The organism is Roseobacter sp. HKCCA0434 (genome assembly GCF_032464675.1).
In the GTDB taxonomy this organism is placed as follows: domain Bacteria; phylum Pseudomonadota; class Alphaproteobacteria; order Rhodobacterales; family Rhodobacteraceae; genus Pontivivens.
Map to the genome: position 1 here is coordinate 1 of NZ_JAWDKL010000045.1, position 9,554 is coordinate 9,554.

Annotated in this window: 12 protein-coding genes and 1 pseudogene; 8 read left to right on the forward strand and 5 right to left on the reverse strand. The window is 69.0% G+C overall.

Features of this window, described 5'->3' with window-relative positions:
- Positions 1 to 540: pseudogene (locus RX333_RS16885) on the reverse strand (hypothetical protein); the annotation flags it as partial.
- A gap of 120 nt (positions 541 to 660) precedes the next feature.
- On the opposite strand from RX333_RS16885, the gene phaR reads away from it, so the two are divergent.
- On the forward strand, positions 661 to 1,251 hold the full coding sequence (phaR, locus tag RX333_RS16890; RefSeq protein ID WP_316016134.1) for a polyhydroxyalkanoate synthesis repressor PhaR: 591 nt from the start codon (positions 661 to 663) through the stop codon (positions 1,249 to 1,251).
- On the opposite strand, the gene RX333_RS16895 is transcribed toward phaR, so the two are convergent.
- Positions 1,252 to 2,025 carry an EAL domain-containing protein gene (locus RX333_RS16895; RefSeq protein WP_316016135.1) on the reverse strand — a complete coding sequence of 258 codons (774 nt, stop codon included), beginning with the start codon at positions 2,023 to 2,025 and terminating at the stop codon, positions 1,252 to 1,254. It abuts the gene before it with no gap.
- 69 nt (positions 2,026 to 2,094) lie between these two features.
- Here RX333_RS16895 and RX333_RS16900 point away from each other — a divergent pair, with 69 nt between their 5' ends.
- Both RX333_RS16900 and RX333_RS16905 read left to right on the forward strand, forming a co-directional pair.
- The gene (locus RX333_RS16900) at positions 2,095 to 2,676 is read left to right on the forward strand and encodes a DNA-3-methyladenine glycosylase I (protein WP_316016136.1); all 582 of its coding nucleotides are present in this window, start codon (positions 2,095 to 2,097) and stop codon (positions 2,674 to 2,676) included.
- Between the two features lie 9 nt (positions 2,677 to 2,685).
- Positions 2,686 to 2,934: an excalibur calcium-binding domain-containing protein gene (locus RX333_RS16905; protein ID WP_316016137.1), complete on the forward strand. Its 249-nt coding sequence runs from the start codon at positions 2,686 to 2,688 to the stop codon at positions 2,932 to 2,934.
- A gap of 232 nt (positions 2,935 to 3,166) precedes the next feature.
- Here the strand turns inward: RX333_RS16905 and RX333_RS16910 are convergent, their stop codons facing one another.
- Positions 3,167 to 3,745: a TlpA disulfide reductase family protein gene (locus RX333_RS16910; RefSeq protein ID WP_316016138.1), complete on the reverse strand. Its 579-nt coding sequence runs from the start codon at positions 3,743 to 3,745 to the stop codon at positions 3,167 to 3,169.
- Between the two features lie 28 nt (positions 3,746 to 3,773).
- Here RX333_RS16910 and argH point away from each other — a divergent pair, with 28 nt between their 5' ends.
- Complete coding sequence (gene argH / locus RX333_RS16915) at positions 3,774 to 5,180, forward strand: argininosuccinate lyase (protein WP_316016139.1); 1,407 nt, start codon at positions 3,774 to 3,776, stop codon at positions 5,178 to 5,180.
- Between the two features lie 85 nt (positions 5,181 to 5,265).
- Here argH and RX333_RS16920 read toward each other — a convergent pair whose 3' ends face one another.
- Together RX333_RS16920 and RX333_RS16925 are read right to left on the reverse strand one after the other, a co-directional pair.
- Positions 5,266 to 5,913: a Pr6Pr family membrane protein gene (locus RX333_RS16920; RefSeq protein ID WP_316016140.1), complete on the reverse strand. Its 648-nt coding sequence runs from the start codon at positions 5,911 to 5,913 to the stop codon at positions 5,266 to 5,268.
- A gap of 6 nt (positions 5,914 to 5,919) precedes the next feature.
- Entirely contained in the window at positions 5,920 to 6,423 is a 504-nt protein-coding gene (locus tag RX333_RS16925) for a MarR family transcriptional regulator (RefSeq protein WP_316016141.1), read from the reverse strand.
- Between the two features lie 78 nt (positions 6,424 to 6,501).
- Between RX333_RS16925 and RX333_RS16930 the strand changes: the two genes are divergently transcribed.
- The 4 genes from RX333_RS16930 to RX333_RS16945 form a co-directional block, all read left to right on the forward strand.
- The gene (locus RX333_RS16930) at positions 6,502 to 7,365 is read left to right on the forward strand and encodes an EamA family transporter (protein WP_316016142.1); all 864 of its coding nucleotides are present in this window, start codon (positions 6,502 to 6,504) and stop codon (positions 7,363 to 7,365) included.
- A 76-nt stretch (positions 7,366 to 7,441) separates the two neighbouring features.
- Positions 7,442 to 7,759 (forward strand): DUF2834 domain-containing protein, encoded by a 318-nt coding sequence (locus RX333_RS16935; RefSeq protein WP_316016143.1) that lies wholly within the window; start codon positions 7,442 to 7,444, stop codon positions 7,757 to 7,759.
- Between the two features lie 3 nt (positions 7,760 to 7,762).
- Positions 7,763 to 9,034, forward strand: coding sequence for a diaminopimelate decarboxylase (gene lysA, locus RX333_RS16940; protein WP_316016144.1), 1,272 nt, complete (start codon positions 7,763 to 7,765; stop codon positions 9,032 to 9,034).
- An 80-nt stretch (positions 9,035 to 9,114) separates the two neighbouring features.
- A partial coding sequence (locus RX333_RS16945) for a DUF4175 family protein (RefSeq protein ID WP_316016145.1) occupies positions 9,115 to 9,554 on the forward strand: 440 nt, incomplete at its 3' end.

Below are 9,554 nucleotides of genomic sequence, written 5' to 3' on the forward strand. Positions count from 1 at the left end.
CGACTTGGCGGCGAGTGCCCCGCCCATGCAGTAGCCGACCACCGGCACCGGCCCGCCCGCCAGCACCCGCGCGATGGCGAGCGCGGGGCGCAGGCGGCGGTCGGCATAGTCGGCGAGGGAGAAGTCCCGCTCGACCCCGCCCGGCACGCCCCAGTCGAGCAATAGAGGACGCAGGCCGCCCGCGCGCAGCGATGCGACCAGCGAGCGTTCAGGCAGGATGTCGAGGATGTAGGCGCGGTTGATGAGCGAGGGGATCAGCAGCACCGGGCGGCCCGATCCGCCGCAATCGCGCAGCGCGGTGGCCCCGTCCGACCACAGGACGGGGGTCTCGTCCGCAGGCCGCGACCAGGGATCGGCCCGCCAGCGGGCGATGCCGTCGAGCATCGCGGAGAGCCGCCGGGCCATGAGGGCGACCCCTTCCGCATCGCCCGCCTGCCGCGCCGTTTCCATCTGGGCCTGCCACAGATGCAGCGGAAGTGGGACCGGCGCGGCTCGCCGGCGGGGGGCGGGGAAATCGGGCTCGAGGGCGGCAGCGGTCATGGGGCGCTGCATAGCACGCGCTGCGATTGCATGCGCTGGCAATTTTGCGTTGCGGCGCGGCGTTGCGGCGCACTATGCTTTCGCGCAGGCGGCATTTCAGACCGCGGGGGAGAGGTGACAGTGGCCAGCAAGACGCAAGATCCGGACCAGCCGATCGTCATCAAGAAATACGCCAACCGGCGGCTCTACAATACGGCGAAGTCGAGCTACGTCACGCTCGAACATCTCGCGCAGATGGTGCGCGAGGGGCAGGACTTCGTTGTGAACGACGCGAAGTCGGGGGAGGACATCACCCGCTCGGTCCTGACGCAGATCATCTTCGAGGAGGAGGCGAAGGGGCAGAACATGCTGCCCACGAACTTCCTGCGGCAGTTGATCCGGCTTTACGGCGACACGTTGCAGGGTTTCGTGCCCGGCTATCTCGACGCGTCCATGGACACCTTCGCGCGCAATCAGGAGAAGATGCGCGACCAGGTCCGCTCCGCCTTCGAGGCGAATCCCGCGATCGCGAATTTCGAGGCGATGAGCCGGTCGAACATGGAGTGGTTCGAGAACACGATGCGCATGTTCACTCCCTTCGCCAAGGCGGCGGCCCCTGCGCCCGAGCCGGAGGAGAAGGCGCAGACGGCCAAGGATGTCGAACTCGACGAGTTGAAGTCGCAGCTGAGCCGGATGCAAGAGCAGCTGTCGGAACTGGTGCGCAAGTCCTGATCACGGCTCGATCCGCCAGTCGGGCCGCGGCCCGGGCGGCGCGAAGAGGTAGCCTTGCAGGAAATCCACGCCGATGCGGGCGAGCCAGGCCGCCTCGGCCCGTGTCTCGACATATTCCGCCACGGTGAACAGGTCGAAATGGCGCGCGAGCTTGGTCAGTGCGCGCATGAGGGCCTGATGGTCGCGGTTGCGGTCCACCTCGCGCGAGAACAGGCCGTCGATCTTCACCCCGTCGAGCGCGAGGTCGCGGAAGTGGCGGAAGGCGGTCGCGCCCGCTCCGAAATCGTCGAGCACGACCGTCACGCCGAGCCGCCGCACCGTGCGGGTGAAGCGGACCGCCGCGTCGATATCGGCGACGGCGGTCTCGGTGATCTCGACCACCAGGCGGTCGGTGAGATGCGGACGGTCCGCCGCCTCCCGCCTCAGGAGGGACAGCCAGGCCTCGTCGGTCAGGGTCGGTGCGCCCGCGTTCAGCGTCAGGCGCATGTGCGGGTGTTCCGCCAGGGCGTCGAGGCCCCGGCGCAAGGCGTGGCGGTCGAGCAGGGCGATCTGGCCCGCCGCCTCGATCGGGGGGAGGAAGCGCGCGGGCGTCGTGACCTCGCCCCCCTCCACCCGCAGGCGCGACAGACCCTCGAAGAAGCCAACCCGATGCGGCGCGCGGGCGCGGACGATGGGCTGGAAGGCGAGTTGCACGCCGCCCGCGCGCAGAGCGGTGACGCACGGATCCTCGACCGTCGACCGGCGGTCCTGCGCGATGCGTCTGGCGGGCAGCATACGCTCGCTCCTCTCCTCATGTCGGGGTAATGTTCCCCAGTTGTTCTGAACGAATCGTTAAGGCGTCCGATGACCGAAGACCGCTGTTCCTGGTGCGGGGCCGATCCGCTCTATGTTCACTATCACGACACCGAATGGGGGGTGCCCGAGCGGGACGGCCGCAAGCTGTGGGAGCTTCTCTGCCTCGAAGGGTTCCAGGCGGGGCTGAGCTGGATCACCATCCTGCGCAAGCGCGAGGCGTTCCGCGCCGCCTTCGAGCGATTCGATCCCGCCCGCGTCGCCCGATTCGGGGAGCCGGACGTCGCGCGGCTGCTGGCCGATCCGGGCATCGTGCGTCACCGGGGCAAGATCGAGGCGACGATCGGCAATGCGCGTGCATTTCTTCAGATCGAGGCGGAGGGCGGCTTCTCGGACTTCATCTGGGGCTTCGTCGACGGCGCGCCGATTGAGGCGCGCCCTGCGACGATGGCAGACGTTCCCGCCGAGACCGCGCTGAGCCGCGAGATGTCGAAGGCGCTGAAGGCGCGCGGGTTCAAGTTCTGCGGACCGACGATCACCTACGCGTTCATGCAGGCAGCCGGACTGGTGAACGATCATGTCGATGGCTGCTTCCGGCAGGCGGAGGTTGCGGCGCTCGGGGGGCGGGACTAGCTTCGTGCGATGAGGTTGCTCCTCACTCTCCTGCTGACATGCACGCCCGTGGTTGCCCAAAACGCTCCGGTGACGGAGCGGATCGAGCGCTTGCGGGTGGCGCAGAGCTACTCATGCTCCCCCTCGAAGACCTGCGGGCAGATGCGCTGCTGCGAGGAAGCGTGCTTTCACCTCGTGGTCTGCGGGGATACGGCGCGGGATCGGGACCGCGACGGTATTCCGTGCGAAACGCTGTGCGGGAACCTACGCTGCGAGTAGGGAGCTTGCGTAGACCTCGACGCTTTTGCGCGGACTCGAGGCCGCAGGCCGCCGCGCATCGGTCGTGCTGAAAGCGCGCCTCCGGCGTGATCCGCCCCCCGGCACGGCGATTTGGTTGATGGAGACGCGCCGCCGGAAGGTCGTACGGACGTGGCCGGCATGAATTGCCATGCTCAAATCTTGGATCGCCGCGCCGCGGCTCGTCGATGCGCGGCTGATCTCTCGGAACGGATCACTCCCCGGCCGCGATGACCGCCTCGATGATCTCGCGCGCGGGGGCGTCGTTCCAGTGCGCGCCGCCGTTGAGGCGGGCGATCTCCCGGCCCTCGCGGTCGATCAGGATCGTCACGGGCAGACCCAGCACGCCCGCACGCCGGGCGAGCGCGCCGCGCGGGTCGAGCAGGATCGGCAGGGTCTCCACGCCCGTCTCGGCGTAGAAGGCGCGGATGCCGCTGAGGCTGTTGCGGCCGCTGGCGATGGTCACGACCTCGAAATCCTCGCCGCCCAGATCGGCGTTGAGCGCGTCGAGATCGGGCATCTCCTCGCGGCACGGCGCGCACCAGGTGGCCCAGAAGTTCACCAGTACGACCTTGCCTGCATAGTCGGCGAGGCTGACCTCGCCCCCGTCGGGATCGGTCACGGCGCGGTCGGGCAGGGCCTGCGGGCTGTTATGCACGACGAGTGCGCGCATGTCGTCGCGGCGCAGCGCCTCCAGCGCCGCCGGATCCTGCGCGAGCGCCGCGTTTGCAAGCGCGAGAAAGCCTGCGTAGAACAGGGCCAGACCCGAAGCGGCCCTCTTTGCGATCCGCATTTCACGTTCCTTCCAGTCGAGAGCCCCGATGTCCGACGACACCACCAAGAGCACATCCTCCAACGCCATGTGGGGCGGCCGGTTCGCCGACGGCCCCGATGCCCTGATGGAGGCGATAAACGCCTCGATCGGCTACGACAAGCGGCTCGCCCGACAGGATGTCGAGGGCTCGCGCGCCCATGCCGCCATGCTCGCCGCCAAGGGCATCCTGACGGATAGCGATGCGGAGGTGATCCGGGAAGGGCTGCTCACGGTCTTGTCAGAGATCGAGGGCGGTGACTTCGCGTTCTCCGCCGCGCTGGAGGACATCCACATGAACGTGGAGGCGCGGCTGAAGGAACTGGTGGGTGAGCCCGCGGGCCGTCTGCACACCGCGCGCAGCCGCAACGACCAGGTGGCGACCGACTTCAAGCTGTGGGTGCGCGACCAGCTCGACGCGATGGAGGCCGGGCTGACCGCGCTGATGCGGACCTTCGTGGCACAGGCGGAGGCGGGACCGGACATGGTGATGCCGGGCTTCACCCATCTGCAAACGGCGCAGCCCGTGACCTGGGGTCATCACATGATGGCCTATGTCGAGATGTTCGCGCGCGACCGCTCGCGCGTCCGCGATGCGCGCGCCCGGATGAACGAAAGCCCGCTGGGCTGCGCGGCACTGGCGGGCACCGGGTTCGACATCGACCGGGAGATGACGGCGGAGGCCCTGGGCTTCGACCGGCCGTCGGCCAACTCGCTCGACGCCGTGTCGGACCGGGATTTCGCGCTGGAGTTCCTGACGACGGCCTCGATCTGCGCGATGCATCTCAGCCGCTTCGCCGAGGAACTGGTGATCTGGTCCTCGGCCCAGTTCCGCTTCGTCACGCTCAGCGACCGTTTCTCCACCGGCTCGTCGATCATGCCGCAGAAGAAGAACCCCGACGCGGCGGAGCTGCTGCGTGCGAAAGTGGGGCGGATCGTCGGCGCGACGGTAGCGCTGCTGACGGTGATGAAGGGCCTGCCGCTCGCCTATTCCAAGGACATGCAGGAGGACAAGGAGCAGGTCTTCGATGCGGCGGATTCGATGATGCTGAGCCTTGCCGCGATGACCGGGATGCTGGCGGACCTGCGTCCGAATGCGGAAAACCTGCGGGCGGCTGCGGCCTCGGGCTTCTCCACCGCGACGGACCTCGCCGACTGGCTGGTGAGGGAGGCGAACCTGCCGTTCCGCGACGCGCATCACGCGACGGGCGCGCTGGTGAAGATGGCGGAGGATCGCGGCTGCGACCTGGCCGATCTGACGCTCGACGACATGCAGGGGGTGAACCCGAAGATCACGCAGGGCGTGTTCGACGTGCTGACGGTCGAGGCGTCGGTGGCCTCGCGCACCTCCTATGGCGGCACGGCCCCGGTGCGGGTGCGCGAGCAGATCGCCCGCTGGAAGGAGGCGCTGGGATGATCCGCCTGATGCTGATCGCAGCACTCCTGCTGACCCCAGCGGCCTGCGGGCGCAAGGCCCTGCCGGTGCCACCCTCGCAGGCCGATCAGGCCGACTGAACGCCGCTCAGTCGGCGGGCGGCGAGCACCAGCATCAGGCCCAGCCCGGTGAAGAGAGCGAAGAGACCCGCCGCCCAGAGAAAGACGCCGGACCAGCCGACCATGCCGGGATTGATGAAGAAATAGGGATAGACGCCGTCCGCCAGCCCGCGCGCCAGCGCGTAGGCGAGATAGGCGATGGGAAAAAGCGCCCAGTGCAGGGCCTGGATGGGGCGCAGGCCCGACTTCTCGGCCGCGGCGATCCACCAGATCACCGTCAGGACAGGGACGGCGGTATGATAGCCGTGGTCAATCCAGTACCGGAGCGTGCCGAATGGCAGGTCTTGACCCAGCAAGGCGTGATAGACTGCGCCGACCACGATGATCCATGTGGTGATCGCCGCCGAGATCGCGGCCCCCGGCCGACGCCGCCGCGCGAGTGACAGGATCATCACGCCTGCGACCGCCAGATTGGTCAGGATCGTGAAATAGCGCAGCATCTGCCACAGCGCCGCCGCGACCGAGCCGATATCGGGCAGGATCACCCAGACCCGCAGAGCGAGGCTGGCGATGGCAATGGCGGCGATAAGCAGGCGCAGCGGCACGGCCGACATGCTCGTCGCGCCGCGTGCCGCAGGCAAGGCAATACTTTGCACCAGCTCTCAGCCGTCGTCGTCCTGCGGTGGGTCGAGATGCGCCAGCCACTCGGTGATGTCGGCGGTGAGGCGGGCGCGCATCTCCTGCGGCAGGCTCGCGACGATGCGGTGCTGGTTGGCGACATGCTCGGCCACCACCTGCTCGATCAGTGCGAAGCCCGCGTCCGTCAGGGCGACGAGCGAGCCGCGGCCGTCCTCGGGGTCGCGGCGACGCTCGACGAGGCCCGCCGCCTCCAGCCGGTCGAGCCGGTTCGTCATCGTGCCGGAGGTGACCATCGTCCACGAAATCAGGCTCGAGGGACTGAGCGCGTAGGGCGGCCCGGAGCGGCGCAGCGTGGCGAGCACGTCGAACCCGGCGGGCGTCAGATCGTGAGCGCGGAACACCCGCCCGGTCTCCTCGGTCACGCGGTCGGTCAGGCGCTTGAGCCGTCCGAGCAGGCCCATCGGAGCGACGTCGAGATCGGGGCGTTCGGCGCGCCATTGGGCGAGAATGCGGTCGACATGGTCCATGCCGGACATCCTGCCAGCCCGGTATCTTGACATCAAGACATGTCTCAATATCTTGACGTCAAGATAAAGGAGTTCGTGATGTCCCGTTGGACCGATGCCGTGCTGGCCGCTCTCGCCCCTGCGATCTGGGGATCGACCTATATCGTCACGACCGAACTTCTGCCGGAGGGCTATCCGGTGACCGCGGCGGTGCTGCGCGCATTGCCGGCGGGGCTGTTGCTGTTGCTGATCACGGGGAAATTGCCGCCGGTCGCGTGGCTGCCGCGACTGGCAGTCCTCGGGGGGCTGAACTTCGCGCTGTTCTGGGGCGCGCTCTTCGTCGCGGCCTATCGCCTGCCGGGCGGGGTCGCGGCCACGCTGGGCGCGGTGCAGCCGCTGATCGTGCTGGTACTGGCCCGCCTGATCCTCGGCACCCGGCTGACGGCGGGCGGGGTCGCGGCGGCGCTGGCCGGGATCGGCGGCGTCGCATTGCTGGTGATCGGGCCCGACGCGGCGCTCGATCCGGTGGGCATCGTTGCAGCCTTCATCGGTGCGCTGTCGATGGCGGGGGGCGTGGTGCTGACGCGGGCCTGGCAGCCGGACGCCTCCGCCCTGACCTTCACGGCTTGGCAACTGGTCGCGGGCGGTCTGCTGCTGGTGCCCGTGGCGCTGCTGCTGGAGCCGCCGTTGCCGGCGATCGACGCCCGCGGCGTTGCCGGGTTCCTGTGGCTGGGCCTGCCGGGGGCTGCGATCAGCTATGTCCTGTGGTTCCGCGGGATCGCGCGGCTGGGACCGTCGGTCGTGACGAGCTTCGGCTTCCTCAGCCCGCTGACGGCGGTGGTGCTGGGCTGGGCCATTCTGGGCGAGCGTCTGAGCCTGTTGCAGGGGACGGGTGCTGTGATCGTGCTCGCCTGCGTCTGGATCGGCAGCCGTGCCGGGCGGCGCGCGGCGGAGGTGGAGTGACGCGAGGCCGTCGTCACGCTTGCATCATGTGCGGTGCGCGGCTACGCCCGGCGCGACCGACGAGCGGAGAAGCCCCATGTCGCGCCTGCGCCTGACCTACCTGATCCTCGCCGTGATCGGCGCGGTGCTGCCGATGGCCTATTTCCTGCCGTGGCTGGCGGAAAACGACTGGTCGATGGTGGCTATGGTCGGCGCGTGGAACGTGTCGGATGCGACCACCGGCCTCGTCTACGACCTGACGGTCGCGGCCACGGCGCTGACCATCTGGATCGTGGCAGAGGTCCGGGTGCGCCGCGACTGGTCGTCGCTCTGGGCGATCCCCGCGACCTTCTGTATCGGGCTGTCGTGCGGGCTGCCGCTCTACCTCTTCCTCCGCTCGCGCAATCAGGGCTGACCGATGGATCATTTTCTCTACCGCGATGGTGTCCTCCATGCCGAGGATGTTCCCCTTCCCGAGATCGCGCGCGCCGTGGGCACGCCGTTCTACGTCTATTCCACCGCGACGCTGGAGCGGCATTTCAAGGTGGTGGACGAGGCGCTGGAGGGAATGCCGCACCTCATCTGCTACGCGATGAAGGCCAATTCCAACCTCGCCGTGCTGCGCATCATGGCGCGGATGGGGGCGGGCATGGACGTGGTCAGCATCGGCGAGTACCGCCGCGCGCGGGCTGCGGGCGTGCCGGGCGAGAAGATCGTCTTCTCGGGCGTCGGCAAGACGCGGGAAGAGATGGAATACGCGCTGGAACACGGCATCCGCCAGTTCAACGTCGAGAGCGAGCCGGAGCTGGAGCGGCTGAGCCGTGTGGCCACCGAAATGGGCAAGGTCGCGCCGATCACCGTGCGGGTGAACCCGAACGTGGACGCAAAGACCCATGCCAAGATCGCGACCGGCAAGTCGGAGAACAAGTTCGGCATCCCCATCGACCGGGCGGAGGAGGTCTATGCGCTCGCCGCCTCGCTGCCCGGCATCGCGGTGGTGGGGATCGACGTGCATATCGGCTCGCAGCTGACGGATCTGGAGCCTTATGAAGCGGCGTTTCAGAAGGTGGCGGAGCTGACGCGGACGCTGCGCGCGAAAGGGCACGAGATCAGCCGCCTTGATCTGGGCGGCGGCCTGGGCATTCCTTACGTGCGCGCCAACGAGGCGCCGCCCTTGCCCTTCGACTATGGCAAGGTGATCCGGCGCACGGTCGGCGATCTGGGCTGCGAGATCGAGGTGGAGCCGGGGCGCCTGATCGCGGGCAATGCGGGGCTGCTGGTCAGCGAGGCGATCTACGTCAAGCACGGCGCGGATCGCGACTTCCTGATCCTGGATGCGGCGATGAACGACCTGATCCGGCCCGCCATGTACGATGCCTGGCACGATATCGTCCCGGTGATCGAGGGCGAGGCGGGCGTGATGCCGCATCGCTACGACATCGTCGGCCCGGTCTGCGAGAGCGGCGACACCTTCGCCAAGGGCCGGGACCTGCCGCAGGTGGCGGCGGGGGACCTGATCGCCTTCCGCTCCGCCGGGGCGTATGGCGCGGTGATGGCGAGCGAGTACAACTCCCGCGCGCTGATCCCCGAGGTTCTGGTCAGCGGCGACCGCTTCGACGTGATCCGCGCGCGGCCGAGCTTCGAGGAGATGCTGGCGCGCGACACCATCCCCGACTGGCTGGCGGAGTAGCGATCACAATCGGGCGCGCGGCACCGCGTCCGCTTGGCCCCGGAGGTGGCGCGCGCTAGGCTTGCGGGCGAGGGGGCCCCATGACCGAAGCCGAGACCCAGATTCAGGACGATCCGTTGGCCCCGATGCGCCGAAAGATCGCGCTGACCCGTGCGGCAATCGCGGCGGAGCGGGGCGCGCGCGCCTTCTGGCCGCTGATCGCGGTGGTGCTGCTGGTGCTGGCGCTGGTCCGGTCCGGCGCGCTGCCGATCCTCGGCGATCTGCTGGGTGGGGCCGTGGTGCTGGGCGTCGGCGCGGTCGCGCTGATCGGCACGCTGGGCTACGGGCTGTGGCGGTTTCGGGTTCCCGGTGTCGATGCGGCCGTCGGGCGGCTGGATCTGGCCAGCGACCGGCGCGTGCTGAGTGCGCTCGCCGACCGTCCTGCAGGAGACATGGACGCGGCGCAGGCCGCCGTCTGGCAGGCGCATCGGGCGCGGATGCGGGCGCTGGCCGAGGGGCTGCGCCCGCCGCGGCCCGACCT